A 23,056-nucleotide genomic window follows, 5' to 3' on the forward strand; every position below is an offset into this window, starting at 1 on the left:
GCACCTGCCTGTTGCAACGCTCCACGCGCCGCCAGCGTCTGACCGAGGATGGGCAGGCCTACTACGAGCATTGCCTGCGCGCGCTGGCTGAGCTGGAGGCCGCCGAGTCCGTGCTGGAAAGCGGCCGTCAGCAGCCACGCGGGCGCTTGCGCGCAAGTTTGCCGCTGGCGTTTGGTCACCACTATGCCGCACCTGCCCTGTGGGGCTTGATGGAGCGTTATCCGGACCTTGAGATCGACATTTGCTTCTCCGACCGCATGATCGATCTGGCGCAGGAAGGCTTCGATATTGCCGTGCGTATCGGCCCGTTGCCGGATACCGACCGTCTGAGTGCGCGGCGTCTGGGGGAGCAGGTCATGGGATTGGCGGCGTCACCGGCGTACCTGCAGCGCAGGGGGCGAATTGAACGTATCGAGGCGTTGGCGGCTCATCGCGGCATTGCCTACCGCAGCAATAACGTTCATCGCTCGCGGCTGGTCACGCCCCTGGTGTTGGACGACCTCCAGGCTGTGGCCGATGCGACGATTGCAGGCGTGGGCCTGGCCTGGTTACCGAGTTGGTTGATTGCCCACTACGCGCTACGCGGGCAACTGGAGGCGGTACTGCCCGACTATCGCGAGCAGCCGGCCCCCATCCATGTGATCTGGCCGACGGCGCCGCACATGCCGGCCAAGACACGGTGCGCCATTGATGCGCTGGTCGCGGCCACCCCAAGTTGCCTGGCGGGCAGTTAGAACCCGAATCCTGAACACACTGAGGATCAAATGTGGGAGGGGGCTTGCCCCCGATGACAGTGTGTCATTCAGCTTATCTGTAGCTGACCTACTGCAATCGGGGGCAAGCCCCCTCCCACAGTTGGTTCTGTTTTGTTCTGCAGATTCCAATCAGAACGCGATACACATACACCGTGCACGGCTCACCCACGTATTGCCTGGCGGGCAGTTAGAACCCGAATCCTGAAAACACTGAGGATCAAATGTGGGAGGGGGCTTGCCCCCGATGGCGGAGTGTCAGTCAGTATATTTTTAGCTGACCCACCGCAATCGGGGGCAAGCCCCCTCCCACAGTTGGTTCTGTTTTGTTCTGCAGATTCCAATCAGAACGCGATACACATACACCGTGCACGGCTCACCCATGTATTGCCTGGCGGGCAGTTAGAACCTGAATCCTGGACACACTGAGGATCAAATGTGGGAGGGGGCTTGCCCCCGATGACAGTGTGTCAGTCAGCTTGTCTGTAGCTGACCCACCGCAATCGGGGGCAAGCCCCCTCCCACAGTTGGTTCTGTTTTGTTCTGCAAATTCCAGTCAGAACGCGATAGACGTCTGCACATACACCGTGCGCGGCTCGCCCACGTATTTGCCCTTGTTGTTATCGTCGAACGAGCGCGTGTAGTACTGCTTGTTGAAGATGTTCTTCACCCCGACTGCGACGTTCAAGTCCGACAGCTGCGGGCCGAAGTCATACGCTGCGCGGCTGCTGAACAGCATGTAGCCGGGGATGCGTCCGTTGGCGCCGTCGGCGCTTTCGGCCTGGGTGTTGGCGTTGTCGGCGAACTGGCTGCTCTGGTAGCTGCTGTCCAGGTTGAGCTTCCACGGGCCTTCGGTGTACCCCACGCCGAGGGTGCCTTTGTGTTTGGACGAGAAGGGCACGCGATTGCCTTTGTTCGGGCCGTCTTCACGGATGGTCGCGTCGACATACGCATAGCTGGCGTACACATCGAAGCCGGCCAGCGCCGGGCTCACGCCGTCGAGGGCGTAGTTGATGCTCGACTCGATGCCCTGGTGCCGCGTTTCACCGCGGGCGATCACGGTGTCGTTGGTCTGGTTGCTGTCGTACTGGTTGTCGAAATTGATCAGGAACGCACCGATTTCCGCGCGCAGGCTGCCGTTGTCATAGCGTGTGCCGAGCTCCCAGGTGCGGGCTTTTTCCGGCTTCACTTCGCCGCTGTTCACGCGGTTGGGCATCTGGCTGTACTGCACGCTGCCGAACGAGCCTTCAGTGTTGGCGTAGAGGTTCCAGTCGTCGGTGAGGTGATAGAGCACGTTCAACGCCGGCAGCGCGGTGTTGTAGTCGCCTTTGTATTTGACGTTGCTCAGGTTGTTGGTCTGTTGGGACTCGATCATTTCGTAGCGGATGCCCGGCGTGAGGGTCCACTTGCCGATATCGATACGGTCGTCGATGAAGAACGCATTGGCTTCGGTGCCGCCACGGGTGTCGCGGTCGTTACGGCTGTCGGTGGTCGGCAGTTGCTGATTGGCGGCAATCGGCGTGCGGTAGCGCAACTCGTGGCCGGCTTCGTTGATGTAGCGGTAGCCGACGCCGACTTCGTGGCTGGTGGGGCCGAGGTCGAAGCCTTGGGCGAAGCGGGTTTCCAGGCCGCGTACCCAATACTCGCGGGGGGACAGCGAGAGGAAGTTGCCTTGATCGAGGTAACCGCTGCGCAGGGTTTTGGTGAAGAAACTGTTGACCGTGAATTCACGGCGATCCTGCTCGTAGCGGTAGCCGACGTTGAACATCGTGCGCCGGCCCCAGAACTTGTCGTAGGGGCGGGTCGACTGGTACGGGTCGGCCTTGTAGTCCTTGACGTTCAAGCCCCCAGGCATATCGGCCTCGCCGTCGTAGTACTGCGCCATGGCGTTGAAGCTGTTGGCGTCATCCAGCTGGTATTTACCCTTGAGGATCAGGTCATCGATGCGCGTGTCGCTGTTTTCACGCCAGTCGCCGCCACGGGTGCCGGAGTACAGGAGTGCGCCGCCCAGGCCATTGTCGGCGGTGCCGCCGGCCAGCAGGTTGCCGGTGGTCTTGAAGCCGTCGTGGCTGGAGGACGGGCTGGTTTCGGTCTGCAGGCCGCCTTTGACGGTGGGCGCATCCGGAATCGCGCGGGTCACGAAGTTGACGATGCCACCGACGTTCTGCGGGCCGTAGCGCACCGCGCCGCCGCCGCGCACCACGTCCACCGCGTCCATGTTGCCCATGCTGATCGGTGCAAATGAAAGTTGCGGCTGGCCATAGGGGGCGAAGGGCACGGGAATGCCGTCCATCAACACCGTGGAGCGTGATGCCAGCCGTGGGTTGAGCCCGCGAATGCCGAAGTTCAGTGCCATGTCATGGCTGCCGGTGCCGTTGTTGTCCGGGGCATTGACGCCGGGGATGCGGTTGAGCACGTCGCGGGCCTGGGTTGCGCCCTGGCGTTCGAATTCGTCACGGCGGATGACGTCACGGGCGCCGGGATGCTCGAACACGTTGGTCTGCGCCGCGTCACCGAGCCAGTCGCCGATCACGTTGGAGGTTTGCAACTCGAGGGTGGCCGGGGCGCCGGCCGGTTGCAGGCTGTAGGCGTTGTCACCCTCGGCGCGGGCTTGCAGGCCACTGCCTTCCAACAGTTTATCCAGGCCTTCGGCAGTGCTGTAGTTGCCCGTCAAACCAGGGCTTTGCCGACCGGCGGTGACCTCGGAACCGAAGGACACCAGCACCCCGGCTTCACGGCCGAACTGGTTCAGGGCCGCTTCCAGACTCGTCGGCGCGATGTGATAGGCCTTGGTGTCGACCGCCATCGCCGGGGGCAGCGCGGCCAGGCTGAGGCTGGCGCCGAGCAGGAGTTGGCGCAGGGTACGGGCAAGAAGCGTCGGTTGCAGGGGCATGAAGGGTGGTCCTGAGAAGGAAGGATCAAGGGGGCTTTCCTTCTCTGTCACGCGAAGTAGGGAAAACGGCTCAGCGGTTTTCAAAAAACTTCACGCACGCGCCTGCACCGTCACCCAGTAGCGGGTAAAGCGTCGCACTTTGACCGGCAGGCTGACTTCCAGCAGATCGAGAATGCGTTCGCTGTCATCCAGCGGATAACTGCCGGACAGCAGCAGGTTTGCCACCTGCGGGTCGCAGTTGAGCTGGCCCCGGCGATAGCGCCCGAGTTCGCCGAGGAAGTCTTCCAGGCGCATATGCGCGGCCACCAGCATGCCGTCAGCCCAGGCGCCGCTGTTGGCGTCGATAGCGCGCGGACTGTCCCAGCCCTTGCGGGTGTAATTGACCTGGTGCGCGGCGTCCACCCTCAGCGGCAGGCCGCTGTAGTGGTTGGGCATCACGTCGACACGGCCATCGAGCACCGCCAATTGGGTATGGTCATTGAACTGCCGCACGTTCAAGCGCGCCGCCTGGCTGCTGAGCAAGCCCTGGCCGGTCAGCACGCGCAGCGGCGTGGCACCTGCGCGGGCGGTCAGCAGGATTTCACCTTCAAGCAGGCGGATCAGGCGCTGGTGGCCATCGAAATGCACATCCACCGCACTGCCGGTGTTGAGCTGCAACTGGCTGCCGTCGGCCAGTTGCACGCGGCGACGCTGGCCGACAGGGCTGCGGTAGTCCGCCGTCAACGGCGGCAAAATGTGTTGCTGGCGCAGGCTCCAGGCTGCCGCCGAACCGGCGCCGAGGATCAACAGCAGCTTCAGCGCCTGGCGCCGGCTGGTGGAGGTCGGTGCATTCAACGCCGCGTGCGCCAGCGGCGAGGGCAGGCCACGCAGGCGTTGGTTGACGCGCTGGATCTGGTCCCACGCACGCTGATGTTCGCTATGCGCCTCCAGCCATTGCTGCCAGGCCGCCTGCTGGCGCGGGTCGAGCGCGCCTTGCTGCATTTGCAGCAACCAGTGCACGGCCTGTTCGGCAACCTGGGTCGAGACATTCATAGGGCGAAGTAGCAGCGCAGGGCGGCTTTATGCAGGTGGCGCTTGACCGTGGCAATGGAAATGCCCAATTGCGCGCCGATCTGCGCGTAGGTCAGGCCATCGAGCTGGGCCAGCAGGAACGCGCGTTTGACCTGCACCGGCAGGCCGTCGAGCAGTTGGTCCAGTTCCACCAGGGTTTGCAGGATGATTGCACGGTCTTCTTCCGACGGCGCGACGTGCTCCGGCATTTGCGCCAGGGCGTCGAGGTAGGCGCGTTCCAGGTCCTGGCGACGGTAGTAGTTGAACAGTACGCGTTTGGCGACCGTGGTGAGAAAGGCGCGCGGTTCGATCAGCGTGGGCGCTTCCCGCGCGCTGAGCACGCGGATGAAGGTATCGTGCGCCAGGTCGGCGGCGCTTTGCGGGCAGCCGAGCTTGCGTCGCAACCAGCCGGTGAGCCAGTGGTGATGGTCGTTGTACAGAACTTCGACGGTGTTGGACGGCGGCAACGTGATCACTCCATCAGCATCGGCATGCTTTAGAGAACAAGAATTGTTCGCATTGTAGGGCCGCAAACACGGTTCGGCAATCGACCCGAGCAGGTGATTCATCCGTTCTCTTTTGCTTATGAGAATATTTATCATTAATATTGCGCGCTGATGAACTTGGCGCCTGCCGCATGAAAAGCAAAACCTCACTGCCCGCCTCTTATCGCCTCGCCGTCACGTCGCGCGTACTGGCGGCTGTGGTCGGCGGTTATCTGACGGCCTCGCTGGCCGCGATCTGCCTTGCGCTGTGGCTGCCGACGACGCGCGCCGACGCGGTGATTGTCGGCATGATGAGTTCATTCGTGTTCTACCTGCTGGCGGTGCTCTGGTGTTTCGCCTGCCGCACCGCGTGGCGTGCGTGGGCCGGGGTGATGCTGCCCAGCGCCCTGCTCGCGACCCTGGCGGGCATTGGGTTCTGGGTGGTGCGCACATGAAAGAGGGTTTTCGCCAAGCCATGGCCTGGCTGCACACCTGGGCCGGATTGATTTTCGGCTGGCTGCTGTTTGCGATTTTCCTGACCGGCACCCTGGCCTATTTCAAGGATGAAATAACCCACTGGATGCAGCCCGAAGTCCAGGCCCATCCGATGGACGACGCGCGCAGCCTCGCCGTAGCGCAAGACTACCTGCAGCAACAGGCGCCCACGGCCGCGCGCTGGTTCATTACCTTGCCCAATAGCCGCGACCCCGGCCTGTCGGTGATGTGGCAAGACAAGGTCGACCCCGGCAAGCGCGGCAACTTCATCCAGAAAGTCCTCGACCCGGTCAGCGGCCAAGCGGTGCAGGCCCGCGAAAGCATGGGCGGTGAATTCTTCTACCGCTTCCACTTCCAACTGCAGATGCCTTACCCATGGGGCCGCTGGCTGTCGACCCTCGCCGCCATGGTGATGTTTGTCGCGCTGATCACCGGCATCATTACCCACAAGAAAATCTTCAAGGACTTCTTCACCTTCCGCCCGCGCAAGGGCCAGCGCTCCTGGCTGGACGGGCACAACGCGGTGGGCGTGCTGGTGCTGCCGTTTCACCTGATGATCACCTATAGCAGCCTGGTGATTTTCATGAGCATGGTCATGCCGGCGCCGATCGTGGCCTCCTATGGCAATGACAGCCGTGCCTTCTTCAATGAAGTGTTTCCCAGTTCCGATAATGCCCCGGCACTCGGCCAGCCGGGTACGTTGCTGCCGTTGTGGCCGATGTACCAGCAGGCGCAGCAACAGTGGGCGGGGGGGCATGTCGGGCGCCTGGCGGTGAATAACCCGAGCGACGTCAACGCCTCGGTGAATGTATTTCGCGCCGGCTCCGACAGCGTGGTGCAAGATTTTGGCAGCACCGTTTCCTTCAACGGCACCACGGGCGAGTTGCTGCGGGTCAGTGGTGAACCGTCCTTGCCGTCGGTCATCGGTGGCAGTTTCTACGGCTTGCACATGGGCCATTTCGCCGGCCCGGTGCTGCGGTGGTTGTATTTCATCTGCGGCTTGGCAGGCACGGCGATGATCGGCACAGGCCTTGTGATATGGCTGGGCAAGCGTCAGCTCAAGCACGCCAAAACCGGTGTGATGCCCTTTGAACTGCGGTTGGTGGAGGTGCTGAACATCGCCAGCATGTCGGGGCTGATGATCGCCATAGCGACGTTTTTCTGGGCCAATCGACTGCTGCCGGTGAGTATGGCCGAACGTTCCGACTGGGAAGTGCAGAGCTTCTTTATCGCCTGGGGCCTGAGCCTGGTGCATGCCGCGTTGCGGCGCGGTCGCCAGGGCTGGGTCGAGCAGTTGAGCCTGGGCGCGCTGCTGTTTGTGGCCATCCCGTTGATTAATGCCCTGACTACGCCGTATCACTTGGGCACTTCGCTGATGAGCCGCGACTGGGCCATGGCCGGCTTCGACCTGACATGCCTGGCCAGCGGCCTGTTCCTGGGATGGGCCGCCTGGAAGATGCAGCGTCGCGCCGCGTTGCAGCCCAAGGCAGAGCACGCGCGTGCATTGGCGTTCAAGCAGGAGGCCGGCTGAATGTTGCTCGCGCTGCTGCTGTGCTACGTCGGGTTTACCGCGCTGTGCCTGGCCACCGATCGTCATCACGGCGAGTTGCTGCGCAGCAAACCCACGCCTGCACGGCGCCTGGGCTTGCGTGCGCTCGGCTGGTTGCTGCTGACCCTGTCGATCTGGCCGGCGGTGGCCGTCACCGGTTGGGGTCAGGGCCTGGTGGAGTGGTGCGCGGTGCTCATGCTCAGCGCCCTGCTTTTGGTGCTGCTGTTGCCGTACCGGCCACGGCTGGCCCTGATCCTCGCGGGCGTCGGCGTGCTGGCCAGCCCGGTCGCGGCGTTTGGCCTTTTCTGAGGCCCATGATGATCAGCCCGCCGCCCAAGCAACAGGACAGCGCGCACCCGGACGCGGCCGGGGGGCGTGCGCATTTCCTGCAGGTGTTCCTGTCCCAGCGTTCACAGATGGAGGCCTTGGTCAGCCGCCGTGTCGGTTGCCGCGCCACGGCGGCTGATCTGGTGCAGGACCTGTTCCTGCGCTTCTGGCGCCGCCCGCTGGTGCAGGTCGAAGAACTCAGCACCTACCTGCTGCGCTGCGCCGGCAATATCGCCATCGACCATTTGCGCAGCGAAGGCGCCCGCGTGCGCAGCAGCGAGGGTTGGTTGCCGGAGCAGCAGGACAACCAGGGCTGCGAACCCCAGGCGGCCCTCGAAGCGGGCAATGACCTGCGGCATGTCGAAGCCGCCTTGCGCAGCCTGCCCGAGCGCACCCGGCAGATTTTCCTGCTCAACCGCATTCACGGGCGCAAATACGCAGAGATCGCCAAGGCCATGGGCCTGTCCCAAAGCGCCGTGGAAAAACACATGATGCGGGCCCTGCACGCGTGCAAGGCGAGCCTGCGCGAACCGTCAGTCCCACGTACGCCAGGGAACGCATCGTGAACGTCACACCCACGCCCGCCCAGGAACAGGCCGCGCTCGACTGGCTGAGCCGGCTGCACGACCAGCCCGGCAGCGGCGATCAAGCCTCCTTCAGCCGATGGCTGCGCGCCGACCCCGCCCATATCGAAGCCTACGCCCAGGCCCAGGTGCTGTGGGAGTTGAGCGAGGTGCCGGCACGCACCCTGGCCGACGAAGACGCACAGGCCTTGCAGGGTTACCTCGATGCGATGCGCCGTTCCGGGCGCTCGCGCCTGGTGCGTGGGGCCGGCGCCCTGGCCATGGCGGCCTGTTTGTTGTTGATGGTGTCGATGGGCGCCGGTTGGCAGCCGTCGCGTTGGGTCGATGACCTGGGCGCCGATTACGTGACGGCGCCAGGGCAGGTGAGGACCGTCACCCTGGCCGATCAGTCCCGCGTCACCCTCGACGCCGACAGCGCGATTGCGGTGGATTTCAGTCACGGCGAGCGCCATATCCAATTACGTCGCGGGGCCGGTTTTTTCCGCGTTGTCCACACCGGCCAGCCCTTCGTGGTCGAGGCGGGCGCTGGAGAAACGCGGGTGCTGGGCACACAGTTCGAAGTGCGCCTGCAACCGGCAGGGGCCCAGGTGACCGTGCTGTCGGGCCGGGTTGGCGTAACGCCGTCCGCACAGGCACCGCAGCAAATTCTGACGGCAGGCCAGCAAGTGGCCTACGCCGACGGTGTAGCCGAGCCGCTGCACTCGGTGGACAGCGAATCACGCCTGGCCTGGCGCGACGGTTGGCTCAACTACTACAAGGCGCCGCTGGCCGAGGTGATCGGGGACCTCAAACGTTACTACCCGGGCCGCATCCTCCTGCTCAATGCCGAGATGGGCGCCAGGCGCGTCAGCGGCAGCTTTCCGAGCGACGACCCTGTCGCCGTGTTGAAGGCCTTGCAAGCGGTCCTCGGCTTCGAGCAACACACGCTGCTGGGGCGGGTGATTGTGTTGCGCTAGGCGCACGGGGCCGTTCAACTCGCACGATCAACGGCCTGCCACCGATTGCGGTGTATCAGCTACAGATAGGCTGACTGACACACTGCTATCGAGGATAGGTATCTACACCACTCTGTAACCCCCAAACGTAACCACGATGCGAAGCGAGCCGCTCTTGATCTTGCTCTGCTTTTGATCCTAGGCGCCCCGTTAAACCACGCTGGCCGAACGCAGGCTTGAATCCGTGGGTAACCCGGCAGGACGCCGGGTTAGCCGCCCCGCGCCATGGATGGCGCGTGGCGGCGGCCCACGGATTCAAGCCGGAGAGAGGGCACACCGAGCCTAAGCGAGGTGCCGAGTGGTGGGGCAAGAGCCCTTTGGTTACTTTGGGGCTTTTCCAAAGTGACCCGCCGTCAGGGCGGAACCCTAAGTGGCCGTTACCGCAGAAACGGATATGTACGCGATCTGATCCAACATCCTGATCGGCCCTGAGGCCGCCATCGGGGGCAAGCCCCCTCCCACATTTGATCTGCGGTGTTTTCGAGGACCGGGTTATTTCAGGGCAGCCATGATGGCATCCGGGTTGTAGTCGCGAATCAACGTGCCATTGACATCCACAAACGGAATCCCGCCGCCACCCAGCGCTTCATACGCCTTACGCGCCTGGGCATCCTTCTCGATATCGAAAGCCTGGTAAGGAACACCCTTCTGGTCCAGAAAGCGCCGGATCTGCTTGCAGTAGCCACACCACTCGGTGGCGTAAAGCACCACACGCGCCGAGCTGCGTACCTGCTCGGACACCACCTGCGACGGGTTGAACAGCCGCTCGACCTTGCCCCAGTTCTGAATCACCACCACCACCAGCAACACCAGCAGGACTTTCTTCAAGACCCCGCCAAGCATCAGTTACGGCGCTTGAGCTGGTCGGTCAGTTGGGTCGGCAGGCCCTTGATGATCAAGGTGCCGGCGGCTTCGTCGTATTCAATCTTGTCGCCCAGCAGGTGCGCTTCAAAGCTGATGGACAAGCCTTCGGCGCGGCCGGTGAAGCGGCGGAACTGGTTGAGGGTGCGTTTGTCGGCAGGAATTTCCGGCGACAGGCCATAGTCCTTGTTGCGAATATGGTCGTAGAACGCTTTAGGCCGCTCTTCATCGATCAGACCGGACAGTTCTTCCAGGCCCATCGGCTCGCCGAGCTTGGCCTGGCTGCTGGCGTAGTCCACCAGGGTCTTGGTTTTCTCGCGCGCCGACTCGTCCGGCAGGTCCTCGCTTTCAACGAAGTCACTGAACGCCTTGAGCAGGGTGCGGGTTTCGCCCGGGCCGTCGACGCCTTCCTGGCAGCCGATAAAGTCGCGGAAGTATTCCGAGACCTTCTTGCCGTTCTTGCCCTTGATAAACGAGATGTACTGTTTGGACTGCTTGTTGTTCTGCCACTCGGACACGTTGATCCGCGCGGCCAGGTGCAGCTGGCCCAGGTCCAGGTGACGTGAGGGCGTCACGTCCAGCTCGTCGGTCACCGCCACGCCTTCGCTGTGGTGCAGCAGGGCGATGGCCAGGTAGTCGGTCATGCCTTGCTGGTAGTGGGCGAACAGCACGTGACCGCCGGTCGACAGGTTGGACTCCTCCATCAGCTTCTGCAGATGTTCCACTGCGGTACGGCTGAAGGTGGTGAAATCCTGACCACCGTCAAAGTATTCCTTCAACCAGCCGCTGAACGGGTGCGCGCCGGACTCGGCATGGAAGAAACCCCAGGCCTTTCCCTGTTTGGCGTTGTAGCTCTCGTTGAGGTCGGCAAGCATGTTCTCGATGGCGGCCGACTCGGACAGCTCCGAATCACGGGCATGCAGAACTGCGGGTGTGCCGTCGGGTTTTTTGTCGATCAGGTGGACGATGCAATGACGGATCGGCATAGGCTTCTCGGCTGGTTGAAGGGGAGCGTTGAGCCTCCCGCAAAAAGTTGCCCAGTGTACCGCACCCGTTGGTCAAGACGCGCCTGGAGGGGCGGTTTGGATGTTCTCCCACCGTGCATATGGGGTTTTTTCACGCTTTAGAGCGATAAAGCTGACCAAATGGGTATGTTGAGGCGGATATTTCCCCGTCTCTGTGCTAGTTTTGCCCCGTCTTACGCCAAGTCTCGGCGTTAAGCGTGCATTCAGCATTTGTCAGGTCGAACCAATCCCCGTTTCAAGCATCTATAACCCCGTTCTCCAAAGGTTATAGCCGGGGCGCCAGGCCGACACGGTCGGGCTCGACGGCTGACACTGCACTCTGCAATCCATATGAATTTGATAGGGAAGGAACACCACAATGGCTTTGACTAAAGACCAACTGATCGCTGATATCGCTGAAGCTATCGACGCGCCGAAAACCACCGCGCGCGCAGCGCTGGACCAACTGGGCCAGATCGTTGCCGATCAGCTGGAAAACGGCGGCGAAATCACTCTGCCAGGTATCGGCAAGCTGAAAGTGACCGAGCGTCCTGCCCGTACCGGCCGTAACCCTTCGACTGGCGCTGCCATCGAAATCGCTGCCAAGAAAGTTATCAAGCTGGTTGTGGCCAAAGGCCTGACCGACGCTGTTAACAAGTAAGACGCCGTAAAAAAACCGTGCTCCGGAGTGATCCGGGCACGGTTTTTTGTTGCCTGCGATTTTGTTTGCAACGGTAGGAGCGAGCTTGCTCGCGAAAGACGTTAACGATAACGCGCCCGTCCTGGTTGAACGCGGCGCCTTGGCGTTTTTCGCGAGCAAGCTCGCTCCTACAGGTGGGCGTCAGCGCACCCAGCGCTGGCGCCAGATCTGCTGTTCGTTCTTGGTCTGGAAGGTCCAGGCGACGAAGCGGCTCTGCTTTTGCCCCTGAGACATTTCCACCACCTGGCTTTCCAGCACGCCGGCCTTTTTCAACGCCGTCTCGATCGCGGGCAGGTTTGACGCTTTTGACACCAGTGTGCTGAACCACAGCACCTTGTGGGCAAAATGCGCGCTTTCGGCGATCAATTGCGTCACGAAACGCGCTTCGCCGCCCTCACACCACAGTTCGGCCGATTGGCCGCCGAAGTTCAGCACCGGCAACTTGCGCTTGGGGTCGGCTTTGCCCAGTGCACGCCACTTGCGCTCGCTGCCTTTGGTCGCTTCGTCCATGGACGCGTGGAACGGCGGGTTGCACATGGTCAGGTCAAAGCGTTCGGCAGGCTCCAGCAGGCCCAGCAGGATGTGCTTGGGGTTGGGTTGCTGGCGCAACTCGATGACTTTGCTCAAGTCGTTGGACTGCACGATGGCCTTGGCAGCCGCCACGGCGATAGGGTCGACCTCCGAGCCGAGGAAGTTCCAGCGGTACTCCATGTAGCCAATCAGCGGGTAGACGCAGTTGGCGCCCATGCCGATATCCAGCACCTTGACGATGGAACCGCGCGGAATCTTGCCGTCGTTGACGCTGGCCAGCAGGTCGGCAAGGAAGTGCACGTAGTCGGCGCGCCCGGGCACCGGCGGGCACAGGTAATCGGCCGGGATGTCCCAATGCTGGATGCCATAGAACGACTTGAGCAACGCTCGGTTGAACACCCGCACCGCATCCGGGCTGGCGAAGTCGATGCTCTCTTTGCCATAGGGATTGATGATCACGAATTGCGCCAGTTCCGGCGTGGTCTTGATCAACGCCTGGAAGTCGTAACGGCCTGTGTGGCGGTTGCGCGGGTGCAGGGTAGCCTCTTTGCGTGGCGCGACGGGTTTGGCCGTGGCGGCGGTTTTAGGCTTCTTGCGCGGTGGTTTGGGTGTGCTGGGGGCGGTCATGTTGATTCTGGTGTTGGCTCAAAGTGGCGGCCATTGTCACACATCCTGAGCCCAACTCGTTCAAATGTGGGAGGGGGCTAGCCCTTTGTAGGAGCGAGCTTGCTCGCGAAGAACTCCCAGGCACCGCGTTTATTCAGAAAATACGCGTTATCGTTGACGTTTTTCGCGAGCAAGCTCGCTCCTACAGACAGCCACATTGACCGCGTGCGCAGGAGCTCCAGCCAAAAAAAAGAGACCCGAAGGTCTCTTTTTTACGCGACTCAAGCCTTACAGGCTGGAAATCCGCGCATGTTGCTCCGCCAACTTGCCCAAGGCCTGTTCAGCCTCGGCCAACTTGGCGCGTTCTTTCTCGATCACTTCCGCCGGCGCCTTGTCGACGAATGCCGCGTTGGACAGCTTGCCGCCCACGCGTTGCACTTCGCCTTGCAGGCGCGCGATTTCCTTGTCGAGACGGGCCAGTTCCGCGCCCTTGTCGATCAGGCCGGCCATCGGCACCAGCACTTCCATATCACCGACCAGCGCAGTGGCCGACAGCGGTGCTTCGGCGCCATCGGCCAATACGGTGATGGACTCCAGCTTGGCCAGCTTCTTGAGCAGCGCATCGTTTTCGCTGAGGCGACGCTGGTCTTCGGCACTGGCGTTCTTGACGAACACGGCCAGCGGCTTGCCCGGACCGATGTTCATCTCGGCGCGGATGTTGCGCGTGCCGAGCATCAGGGTCTTGAGCCATTCGATATCGCTTTCGGCGGCCTCATCGATACGGGCTTCATTGGCCACCGGCCAGGGCTGCAGCATGATCGTCTTGCCTTCGACACCGGCCAGCGGCGCCAGGCGCTGCCAGATTTCTTCGGTGATGAACGGCATGAACGGGTGCGCCAGGCGCAGCGCCACTTCCAGTACGCGCACCAGGGTGCGACGGGTGCCGCGCTGGCGTTCGATCGGCGCGTTTTCGTCCCACAGCACCGGCTTGGACAGTTCCAGGTACCAGTCGCAATACTGGTTCCAGATAAACTCGTACAGGGCCTGGGCGGCCAGGTCGAAACGGAACTGGTCGAGCTGGCGGGTCACTTCGGCTTCGGTGCGCTGCAACTGCGAAATGATCCAGCGGTCGGCCAGGCTCAGTTCGAAGGCTTCGCCGTTCTGGCCGCAGTCTTCGCCTTTATCCAGCACGTAGCGCGCGGCGTTCCAGATCTTGTTGCAGAAGTTGCGATAGCCTTCAACGCGGCCCATGTCGAACTTGATGTCGCGACCGGTGGAGGCCAGCGAGCAGAAGGTGAAGCGCAGGGCGTCGGTGCCGTAGCTGGCGATGCCGTCGGCGAACTCGTCGCGGGTCTGCTTCTCGATCTTTTTCGCCAGTTTGGGCTGCATCAGGCCCGAGGTGCGTTTCTGCACCAGGGTTTCCAGGTCGATGCCGTCGATGATGTCCAGCGGGTCCAGGACGTTGCCCTTGGACTTGGACATTTTCTGGCCCTGGCCATCGCGAACCAGGCCGTGCACGTACACGGTCTTGAACGGTACCTGCGGGGTGCCGTCTTCGTTCTTCACCAAATGCATGGTGAGCATGATCATCCGGGCAACCCAGAAGAAAATAATGTCGAAGCCGGTGACCAGCACGTCGGTGGAGTGGAATTTCTTCAGGAATTCGGTCTGCTGCGGCCAACCCAACGTCGAGAAGGTCCACAGGCCCGAGCTGAACCAGGTGTCCAGTACGTCGTTGTCCTGTTGCAGGGCGATGTCGGCACCGAGGTTGTGCTTGGCGCGCACTTCGGCTTCGTCGCGGCCTACATACACCTTGCCCGATTCGTCGTACCAAGCCGGAATACGGTGGCCCCACCACAGCTGACGGCTGATGCACCAGTCCTGGATGTCGCGCATCCACGAGAAGTACATGTTTTCATATTGTTTAGGCACGAACTGGATGCGGCCGTCTTCCACGGCAGCAATCGCAGGCTCGGCCAGCGGCTTGGTGGACACGTACCACTGGTCGGTCAGCCACGGCTCGATCACGGTGCCGGAGCGGTCGCCCTTCGGCACTTTCAGGCCGTGGTCGTCAACGCTCACCAGCAAACCGGCAGCGTCGAAAGCGGCAACGATCTGCTTGCGCGCTTCGAAGCGGTCAAGACCTGCGTATTCGGCCGGGATCTTGCCGTCGATGCTGTCATTCAGCGTGCCGTCCAGGTTGAACACCTGGCAGGCCGGCAACACGGCGGCATTCTTGTCGAAGATGTTCAGCAGCGGCAGGTTGTGGCGCTTGCCGACTTCGTAGTCGTTGAAATCGTGGGCCGGGGTGATTTTCACGCAGCCGGTGCCGAATTCAGGGTCGCAGTAGTCGTCGGCGATGATCGGGATGCGGCGACCGACCAGTGGCAGCTCGACGAACTTGCCGATTAGCGCCTGATAGCGCTGATCGTTCGGGTTAACCGCAACGGCGGCGTCGCCGAGCATGGTTTCCGGACGGGTGGTGGCGACGATCAGGTAGTCGTTGCCCTCGGCGGTCTTGGCGCCGTCAGCCAGCGGATACTTGAGGTTCCACAGGAAGCCTTTCTCGTCGTGGTTTTCCACCTCGAGGTCGGAAATCGCTGTGTGCAACTTGGTGTCCCAGTTGACCAGACGCTTGCCACGGTAGATCAGGCCGTCTTCATGCAGGCGCACAAAGGCTTCCTTCACCGCTTCCGAGAGGCCGTCGTCCATGGTGAAGCGCTCGCGGCTCCAGTCCACGGACGAACCCAGGCGACGGATCTGACGGCTGATATTGCCGCCGGACTGGTCTTTCCATTCCCAGATTTTCTCGAGGAATTTCTCGCGGCCCAGGTCGTGACGGCTCTGGCCGGTGGCTTCGAGTTGGCGTTCCACCAGCATCTGGGTGGCGATACCGGCGTGGTCGGTACCCGGTTGCCACAGGGTGTCGCGACCCTGCATGCGGCGGAAACGGATCAACGCATCCATGATCGCATTGTTGAAGCCATGGCCCATGTGCAGGCTGCCAGTGACGTTCGGTGGCGGAATCATGATGGTGTACGAGTCGCCCGCACCTTGTGGGGCGAAATAGTTTTCGGACTCCCAGGTGTTGTACCAGGAAGTTTCGATAGCGTGGGGCTGGTAGGTCTTATCCATGCGCGGCGGGACCCTAGTTGGCATTTATTCAGGAAAGCCGGCAAGTATAACGGGGGATAGAGCGCAGGGCGAGGCGAAGACAGGGCTTAAGGTGTATGCAACCAAATGTGGGAGGGGGCTTGCCCCCGATGGCAGTGTGTCAGCTTCAAATAGACTGCTGACTCACCGCTATCGGGGGCAAGCCCCCTCCCACAGGGGATCTCGGTGTGGCTTAAGACTGGTACTGGCTCAGCAACCGTTCCATCCGCGCATCCATTCGCCGTTTGATCTCGGCTTCAATATGCGGCGAAAAATCATCGATCACATCCTGCATGATCAATTGCGCGGCGGCGCGCAGTTCGTTGTCCAGGTGCAGCAGCAGGGCGTCGGGGGCCTTTTCCGCAGCGGGGGCGGGTTCTGCAATTACTGGCTCCGGCGCAGCAGACTTGTTGCCGACCATGTCGAACAACAGCGGAATCTGTATCTCGCCATCGGCCGTTTCGGTCAACAGCGGCGGTTGCAAGCCATCATCACCCAGCAGCTGGCGGATCGACTCGAGGTCGTCCAGCAGGTGGTCGTCTTTTTTCAGCGGATTGGGCGTGTCCATCATGTGCTCAAAGTCGTTGTAGCCGGTGGTCCTGCAGAGGATAGCCCTGTTCGCGGTAGAAACGGAAACTCTCCCGCGCGGCCTGACGAATAGCCGGGTCTTCCACCACCACTTCCGCCACACGGGCGAAGGCCTTGGCAAAGGCCGGTACTTTCAGGTCAAGGTTGACCAGCAGGTCATGGTGGTCGCCGCAACTGTCGCCCAAACCCAGCACTACCACGCCGTCAGGTTCCGATTCGGCGGGGCCGTGGGGTACGAAGCTTTCGCCCTTGAAGCGCCACAGGCGGGCATCGAGGTCCTCGCGTTGGGCGGCATCGCTGCAATGCAGGTAAATGCGATGGCCCATGCGCCAGGCCTTTTCGGTGAGCTTGCAGGCAAAGTCCAGGCGCGCGGATGGGTCGGCGCTGGGCAATATATAGAAGTCGACTTGGGTCATTGCGGTTCCTGGTGCTGGCCCGCCAGTCCTGTAGGAGCGAGCTCGCTCGCGAAAAACCAGAGGACACCGCGTTCATCCGGGATGGGCGCGTTATCGTTGGCGATCTTCGCGAGCAAGCTCGCTCCTACAGAAGGGCCGGTGGCGCTTAGGCTTTGGCGCGATCGAGCAGGTACTGGGTCAGCAGCGGTACTGGACGACCAGTGGCGCCCTTGTCCTTGCCGCTGGCCCATGCGGTGCCGGCAATGTCCAGGTGCGCCCAGTTCAAGTTCTTGGTGAACCGCGACAGGAAGCAGGCGGCGGTGATGGTGCCGGCTTTCGGGCCGCCGATGTTGGCGATGTCGGCGAACGGGCTGTCCAGTTGCTCCTGGTACTCATCGAACAGCGGCAGCTGCCAGGCGCGGTCGTCGGCAGCCTTGCCGGCGCTGAGCAGTTGCTCGATCAGCTCGTCGTTGTTGCCCAGCAGGCCCGAGGTGTGGGCGCCCAGGGCAACCACGCAGGCGCCGGTCAGGGTGGCGATGTCGATCACCGCCTGCGGCTTGAAGCGTTCGGCGTAGGTCAGCGCGTCGCACAGCACCAGGCGGCCTTCGGCGTCGGTGTTGAGGATTTCCACGGTCTGGCCGCTCATGGTCGTGACGATATCGCCTGGGCGGGCAGCACCGCCGCTCGGCATGTTCTCGGCGCAGGCCAGGATACACACCAGGTTGATCGGCAGCTTGAGTTCCAGCACGGCACGCAGGGTGCCGAACACGCTGGCGGCGCCGCCCATGTCGTACTTCATCTCGTCCATGCCGGCGCCCGGCTTGAGGCTGATGCCGCCGGTGTCGAAGGTGATGCCTTTGCCCACCAGGGCGTAAGGCTTCTCGGACTTCTTGCCGCCGTTGTATTGCATCACGATCAGGCGGGGCGGCTGGTCGCTGCCCTGGCCTACGGCATAGAACGAGCCCATGCCCAGTTCCTTGATCTTCTTCTCGTCCAGCACTTCAACCTTGAGGCCCTTGAACTCCTTGCCCAGCGCCTTGGCCTGTTCGCCCAGGTAGGTGGGGTGGCAGATGTTCGGCGGCAGGTTGCCCAGGTCACGGGTGAACGACATGCCCTTGGCGATCGCAGTGGCGTGGGTCACGGCGCGCTCGACTTCAGCCTGGGCGGCCTTGATGGTCAGCAGGGTGATTTTCTTCAGGGCACGGGGGTCGGCTTTCTGGCTCTTGAACTGGTCGAAGACGTAGCCGCCGTCCACCAGGCTTTCGGCCAGCAGGCGGGTCTTGCCGTAGCTGTCACGGCCCTTGATGACGATTTCGTCGAGTGCCAGTGCCGCGTCGCTGCCGCCCAGGCCTTTAAGCGTGGTGAGGATGGCGCTGATGATCTTGCGAAACGGACGGTCGCCCAGTTCGGCGTCACTGCCAACGCCCACCAGCAACACGCGCTCGGCCTTGAGGTTCGGCAGGCTGTGCAGCAGCAGGCTCTGGCCGACTTTGCCGGCCAGGTCGCCGCGCTTGAGCACGGCGCTGATGGCGCCGCCGCTCAGTTCATCCAGTTGCTTGGCGGCAACGCCGAGTGTGCGGCCTTCGCCAACAGCGACCACGAGGGTGGCGGTTTTCAACGTTTCGGGGCTAACGCTTTTTACAACCAATTCCATTTTCGGGTCCCTTATAAAGGTCGGTGAGCCTGGCGTTTTTACCCAGGCTTTAAAAGCGCGGCAGCCTTGTAAGCCGCCAGCGACAAAGGCCGCAGTTTGAACCTCGCAGGCGAAGCCTGACAACCCTCGAAGCACGCTTTGTGCATGCGCATGAGGTTGCGCAGTGACAGGCGCGGTCAATCACAGGATAATGCGCCATCTTTTTAGCCGACCCGTGATAAACGGGTCGACTCGGTATGCTTGCTTGTTTGGCCGCCTTAGCCTGACAACCCTGGAGTGTCTGGTTTGATCGTCTTCCGTTATCTATCCCGCGAAGTCCTGTTGACCCTGAGTGCCGTGAGTGCGGTATTGCTGGTCATCATCATGAGTGGTCGTTTCGTCAAATTCCTTGCGCAGGCTGCCTCCGGCGCCCTGGATCCGGGCTCGCTGTTCCTGATCATGGGCTTTCGCCTGCCTGGCTTTTTGCAACTGATCCTGCCGCTCGGCCTGTTCCTTGGCATTCTGCTGGCATATGGCCGGCTTTATCTCGAAAGCGAGATGACCGTGCTGTCCGCCACCGGTATGAGCCAGCAGCGTCTGCTGGCGATGACCATGGTGCCGGCCGCCGGCGTTGCCCTGGTAGTGGCCTGGTTGAGCCTGAGCCTCGCGCCTCAAGGTGCGATGCAGTTCCAGCTGCTGCTGAACAAGCAGGACGCGATGACCGAGTTCGACACCCTCGAACCCGGGCGTTTCCAGGCACTCAACGACGGCACGCGCGTGACCTACACCGAAGAAATGACCGAAGACCGTTCCAACCTGAGCGGCGTGTTCATTTCCCAGAAAAACCTCGGCAAGGACCAGAAAGACCGTGGCATCTCGATCCTGGTGGCCGACGGCGGCCGCCAGGAAGTGCGCCCCGACGGCAGCCGCTACCTGATCCTGGACAACGGCTATCGCTACGATGGCAGCCCGGGCCTGGCCGATTACCGCGTGATCAAATACGACACCTACGGCGTGATGCTGCCCAAGCCCGATATCAGCGACGAAGTCACCGACCGCGACGCGCTGCCCACCGCCTCGCTGTTCGGCAGCCAGGAACTGCGCTCCATCGCCGAGCTGCAATGGCGCCTGTCCCTGCCGCTGCTGGTGTTTATCGTGACCTTGATGGCGGTGCCGCTGTCGCGCGTCAACCCGCGCCAGGGCCGATTCCTCAAGCTGCTGCCGGCGATCCTTTTGTACATGGCTTACCTGACCATCCTGATTTCCGCCCGTGGCTCCCTGGAAAAGGGCAAGTTGCCGCCTGCCCTGGGCTTGTGGTGGGTGCACGGGATTTTCCTGGTGATCGGCCTGGGGCTGCTCTACTGGGAGCCTATCCGTTTGAAAATGAAGAGCCGTCGTGGCCTGAAGGAGTTGGCTCGTGGCTAAGCTCGATCGCTACATTGGTAGCAGCGTACTGATCGCCATCCTGGCGGTATTGGGCATCATCCTGGGCCTGGCCTCGCTGTTCGCCTTCATCGATGAAGTGGGCAACGTTACCGATACCTATACCGTCATGGACGTACTGAGCTTCGTGGCGCTGACCGCGCCGCGTCGGCTCTACGACATGATGCCGATGGCCGGCCTGATCGGCTGCCTGATCGGCCTGGGCACCCTGGCCAGCAACAGCGAATTGACCATCATGCGCGCGGCGGGCGTGTCTATCGGGCGTATCGTCTGGGCGGTCATGAAGCCGATGCTGCTGCTGATGGCGTGCAGCGTGCTGATCGGCGAATACGTCGCGCCACCGTCCGAAGCCACTGCCCAGGCCAATCGCGCCCTGGCCCAGGGTTCGGGCGATGCGCAGAGTGCCAAGCACGGCCTGTGGCACCGCCAGGGCGATCAGTTCATCCACATCAACGCCGTGCAGCCCGGCGGCTTGTTGATCGGGGTCACACGCTACACGTTTGACAAAGAGCGGCACATGCTCAGCTCCAGCTTCGCCAAGCGCGCGCAATACGATGGCGCGCAATGGCAACTGAGTGAGGTCACCACCACGCTGTTCCATAATGTGGGCCAGGGGTTCAATGCCAGCACCGAAGTGGTCAATGAACCCACCCAGACATGGGATATCGCGCTGAAGCCGGAGCTGCTCAATACGGTGATCATGGTTCCGGAAACCCTGCCGATCTCGGGTCTCTGGAGTTATATCCACTACCTCAAGGACCAGGGCCTGAACAATGGCCGCTACTGGCTGGCGTTCTGGGTCAAGGTATTGCAACCGGTGGTCACCGCGGCGCTGGTGCTGATGGCGATCTCCTTTATCTTCGGCCCGTTGCGTTCGGTGACCCTCGGCCAGCGGGTATTCACCGGGGTGCTGGTGGGCTTCACGTTCCGCATCGCCCAGGACTTGCTGGGGCCGTCGAGCCTGGTATTCGGGTTTTCGCCGTTATTCGCGGTGCTGGTACCGACGTTTATCTGCGCCGTGGCCGGGTTCTGGTTGCTGCGTCGAGCCGGCTGATTGCGAGCAAGCTCGCTCCTGCAACATTGGGCCCCGTGGAAACGGGGCTTTTTTGTGTTCGTCAGCAAAGATGACGTCTGGCCCGAGCATCAGGTACAATTCCCGGCTATTTTTCAGCGGGCAATCTGCCTGCAGCCTTTTTGAGTGTTGATCCGTGAGTGATTTGAGTCATATCCGCAATTTCTCCATCATCGCCCACATTGACCATGGTAAGTCGACGCTGGCCGATCGATTCATCCAGATGTGCGGCGGCCTTGCCGAGCGTGAAATGGAAGCCCAGGTCCTGGACTCCATGGACCTCGAACGCGAGCGCGGGATCACCATCAAGGCCCACAGCGTTACCCTGTACTACACCGCCAAAGACGGTATCAAGTACCAGCTCAACTTCATTGACACCCCGGGCCACGTCGACTTCACCTATGAAGTCAGCCGTTCCCTGGCCGCTTGCGAAGGCGCGCTGCTGGTGGTGGACGCGGGGCAGGGCGTTGAAGCCCAGTCCGTGGCCAACTGCTACACCGCCATCGAGCAGGGCCTGGAAGTGATGCCGGTGCTGAACAAGATCGACCTGCCACAGGCCGATCCGGACCGCGTCAAGGAAGAAATCGAAAAAATCATCGGCATTGACGCCACCGACGCCGTCGAGTGCAGCGCCAAGACCGGCCTGGGCGTCGATGAAGTGCTCGAGCGCCTGGTCAAGACCATCCCCGCGCCGACCGGCAACTACGAAGATCCGCTGCAAGCGTTGATCATCGACTCCTGGTTCGACAACTACCTGGGCGTTGTCTCCCTGGTGCGCGTGCGCCATGGCCGCGTGAAGAAGGGCGACAAGATCCTGGTCAAGTCCACCGGCAAGATCCACCTGGTGGACAGCGTCGGCGTGTTCAACCCCAAGCACACTGCCACCACTGATCTGAAAGCCGGCGAAGTAGGCTTCATCATCGCCGGTATCAAGGACATCCACGGTGCGCCGGTCGGTGACACCCTGACCCTGAGCTCAACGCCCGATGTCGACGTGCTGCCAGGCTTCAAGCGCATTCAGCCGCAGGTCTATGCCGGCCTGTTCCCGGTCAGCTCCGACGACTTCGAAGACTTCCGCGAAGCCCTGCAAAAGCTGACCCTCAACGACTCGTCGTTGCAGTACACCCCGGAAAGCTCCGACGCCCTGGGCTTCGGTTTCCGTTGCGGGTTCCTCGGCATGCTGCACATGGAGATCATCCAGGAGCGCCTGGAGCGCGAATACGACCTGGACCTGATCACCACCGCGCCAACGGTTATTTTCGAGCTGGCGCTGAAAACCGGTGAAACGATTTACGTCGACAACCCCTCCAAGCTTCCAGACCTGTCTTCCATCGAAGACATGCGTGAACCGATCGTGCGCGCCAATATCCTGGTGCCGCAGGAGCACCTGGGCAACGTCATCACCCTCTGTATCGAAAAGCGTGGCGTGCAGCACGACATGCTGTTCCTCGGTACCCAGGTGCAGGTGACCTACGATTTGCCGATGAACGAAGTGGTCCTGGACTTCTTCGACCGTCTCAAATCCACCAGTCGCGGCTATGCTTCGCTGGACTACCATTTCGACCGTTACCAGTCGGCTAATCTGGTGAAGCTGGATGTATTGATCAACGGCGACAAGGTTGATGCCCTGGCATTGATCGTGCACAAGGACAATGCGCACTACAAAGGTCGCCAGTTGACCGAGAAGATGAAAGAACTGATTCCGCGTCAGATGTTCGACGTTGCGATCCAGGCCGCCATTGGCGGGCAGATCATTGCGCGGACCTCCGTCAAGGCACTCAGAAAGAACGTACTGGCCAAATGCTACGGTGGCGACGTCAGCCGTAAGCGCAAGCTGCTTGAGAAGCAAAAGGCCGGTAAAAAACGCATGAAGCAAGTGGGCAATGTGGAAATTCCACAAGAAGCCTTCCTTGCGGTGCTCAGGTTGGATAGTTAGGTCC

Annotated in this window: 20 protein-coding genes; 10 read left to right on the forward strand and 10 right to left on the reverse strand. The window is 61.9% G+C overall.

What is annotated here, in order from left to right; genetic code table 11:
* Window positions 1–734: LysR substrate-binding domain-containing protein (locus tag BFP96_RS24730; RefSeq protein WP_065937193.1), on the forward strand; the 734-nt coding region annotated here is incomplete at its 5' end.
* A gap of 574 nt (window positions 735–1,308) precedes the next feature.
* Here BFP96_RS24730 and fecA read toward each other — a convergent pair.
* The 3 genes from fecA to BFP96_RS24745 form a co-directional block, all read right to left on the reverse strand.
* Window positions 1,309–3,645 (reverse strand): TonB-dependent Fe(3+) dicitrate receptor FecA, encoded by a 2,337-nt coding sequence (gene fecA / locus BFP96_RS24735; RefSeq protein WP_065937194.1) that lies wholly within the window; start codon window positions 3,643–3,645, stop codon window positions 1,309–1,311.
* A gap of 90 nt (window positions 3,646–3,735) precedes the next feature.
* On the reverse strand, window positions 3,736–4,677 hold the full coding sequence (locus BFP96_RS24740; RefSeq protein WP_065894834.1) for a FecR domain-containing protein: 942 nt from the start codon (window positions 4,675–4,677) through the stop codon (window positions 3,736–3,738).
* The gene (locus BFP96_RS24745; RefSeq protein ID WP_065894835.1) at window positions 4,674–5,162 is read right to left on the reverse strand and encodes a sigma-70 family RNA polymerase sigma factor; all 489 of its coding nucleotides are present in this window, start codon (window positions 5,160–5,162) and stop codon (window positions 4,674–4,676) included. The genes BFP96_RS24740 and BFP96_RS24745 overlap by 4 nt, the downstream gene beginning before the upstream one ends.
* Before the next feature lie 170 nt (window positions 5,163–5,332).
* On the opposite strand from BFP96_RS24745, the gene BFP96_RS24750 reads away from it, so the two are divergent.
* The 5 genes from BFP96_RS24750 to BFP96_RS24770 are packed head-to-tail and all read left to right on the forward strand — an operon-like array spanning window position 5,333 to window position 9,091.
* Window positions 5,333–5,635, forward strand: a complete 303-nt coding sequence (locus BFP96_RS24750) for a DUF3649 domain-containing protein (protein WP_065894836.1) — start codon at window positions 5,333–5,335, stop codon at window positions 5,633–5,635.
* The gene (locus tag BFP96_RS24755) at window positions 5,632–7,206 is read left to right on the forward strand and encodes a PepSY-associated TM helix domain-containing protein (RefSeq protein WP_065894837.1); all 1,575 of its coding nucleotides are present in this window, start codon (window positions 5,632–5,634) and stop codon (window positions 7,204–7,206) included. The genes BFP96_RS24750 and BFP96_RS24755 overlap by 4 nt, the downstream gene beginning before the upstream one ends.
* Window positions 7,207–7,533: a DUF3325 domain-containing protein gene (locus tag BFP96_RS24760; protein WP_065937195.1), complete on the forward strand. Its 327-nt coding sequence runs from the start codon at window positions 7,207–7,209 to the stop codon at window positions 7,531–7,533. It begins immediately after the preceding gene.
* Between the two features lie 5 nt (window positions 7,534–7,538).
* Window positions 7,539–8,117: an RNA polymerase sigma factor gene (locus BFP96_RS24765; RefSeq protein WP_065894839.1), complete on the forward strand. Its 579-nt coding sequence runs from the start codon at window positions 7,539–7,541 to the stop codon at window positions 8,115–8,117.
* A complete protein-coding gene (locus tag BFP96_RS24770; RefSeq protein WP_065937196.1) occupies window positions 8,114–9,091 on the forward strand; it encodes a FecR family protein in 978 nt (325 codons plus the stop codon). The genes BFP96_RS24765 and BFP96_RS24770 overlap by 4 nt, the downstream gene beginning before the upstream one ends.
* Window positions 9,092–9,622: 531 nt before the next feature.
* On the opposite strand, the gene BFP96_RS24775 is transcribed toward BFP96_RS24770, so the two are convergent.
* Together BFP96_RS24775 and yejK are read right to left on the reverse strand one after the other, a co-directional pair.
* The gene (locus BFP96_RS24775) at window positions 9,623–9,973 is read right to left on the reverse strand and encodes a glutaredoxin family protein (RefSeq protein ID WP_065937197.1); all 351 of its coding nucleotides are present in this window, start codon (window positions 9,971–9,973) and stop codon (window positions 9,623–9,625) included.
* Window positions 9,973–10,977: a nucleoid-associated protein YejK gene (gene yejK / locus BFP96_RS24780; RefSeq protein WP_065885922.1), complete on the reverse strand. Its 1,005-nt coding sequence runs from the start codon at window positions 10,975–10,977 to the stop codon at window positions 9,973–9,975. Before yejK ends, BFP96_RS24775 begins: the two co-directional genes overlap by 1 nt.
* A 397-nt stretch (window positions 10,978–11,374) precedes the next feature.
* On the opposite strand from yejK, the gene BFP96_RS24785 reads away from it, so the two are divergent.
* Entirely contained in the window at window positions 11,375–11,656 is a 282-nt protein-coding gene (locus tag BFP96_RS24785; RefSeq protein ID WP_005785131.1) for an HU family DNA-binding protein, read from the forward strand.
* 180 nt (window positions 11,657–11,836) lie between these two features.
* Here the strand turns inward: BFP96_RS24785 and rlmF are convergent, their stop codons facing one another.
* From rlmF to BFP96_RS24810, 5 genes are all read right to left on the reverse strand, one after another.
* Window positions 11,837–12,853 carry a 23S rRNA (adenine(1618)-N(6))-methyltransferase RlmF gene (gene rlmF, locus BFP96_RS24790; RefSeq protein WP_065885923.1) on the reverse strand — a complete coding sequence of 339 codons (1,017 nt, stop codon included), beginning with the start codon at window positions 12,851–12,853 and terminating at the stop codon, window positions 11,837–11,839.
* A 267-nt stretch (window positions 12,854–13,120) separates the two neighbouring features.
* Entirely contained in the window at window positions 13,121–15,967 is a 2,847-nt protein-coding gene (locus BFP96_RS24795) for a valine--tRNA ligase (protein WP_065937198.1), read from the reverse strand.
* Between the two features lie 211 nt (window positions 15,968–16,178).
* Window positions 16,179–16,553 carry a DNA polymerase III subunit chi gene (locus BFP96_RS24800; RefSeq protein ID WP_065937199.1) on the reverse strand — a complete coding sequence of 125 codons (375 nt, stop codon included), beginning with the start codon at window positions 16,551–16,553 and terminating at the stop codon, window positions 16,179–16,181.
* 7 nt (window positions 16,554–16,560) lie between these two features.
* A complete protein-coding gene (locus BFP96_RS24805; RefSeq protein WP_065894843.1) occupies window positions 16,561–16,989 on the reverse strand; it encodes a DNA polymerase III subunit chi in 429 nt (142 codons plus the stop codon).
* A gap of 145 nt (window positions 16,990–17,134) precedes the next feature.
* Window positions 17,135–18,622, reverse strand: coding sequence for a leucyl aminopeptidase (locus BFP96_RS24810; RefSeq protein ID WP_065894844.1), 1,488 nt, complete (start codon window positions 18,620–18,622; stop codon window positions 17,135–17,137).
* Between the two features lie 285 nt (window positions 18,623–18,907).
* Here BFP96_RS24810 and lptF point away from each other — a divergent pair, with 285 nt between their 5' ends.
* From lptF to lepA, 3 genes are all read left to right on the forward strand, one after another.
* The gene (lptF, locus tag BFP96_RS24815; protein ID WP_065894845.1) at window positions 18,908–20,026 is read left to right on the forward strand and encodes an LPS export ABC transporter permease LptF; all 1,119 of its coding nucleotides are present in this window, start codon (window positions 18,908–18,910) and stop codon (window positions 20,024–20,026) included.
* Window positions 20,019–21,098: an LPS export ABC transporter permease LptG gene (gene lptG / locus BFP96_RS24820; protein ID WP_065894846.1), complete on the forward strand. Its 1,080-nt coding sequence runs from the start codon at window positions 20,019–20,021 to the stop codon at window positions 21,096–21,098. Before lptF ends, lptG begins: the two co-directional genes overlap by 8 nt.
* 154 nt (window positions 21,099–21,252) lie before the next feature.
* Window positions 21,253–23,052 (forward strand): translation elongation factor 4, encoded by a 1,800-nt coding sequence (gene lepA, locus BFP96_RS24825; protein ID WP_003210439.1) that lies wholly within the window; start codon window positions 21,253–21,255, stop codon window positions 23,050–23,052.
* Window positions 23,053–23,056: the final 4 nt, after the last annotated feature.

Origin of the sequence: Pseudomonas sp. 34 E 7, from assembly GCF_900005715.1 — a bacterium.
GTDB lineage: Bacteria > Pseudomonadota > Gammaproteobacteria > Pseudomonadales > Pseudomonadaceae > Aquipseudomonas > Aquipseudomonas orientalis_A.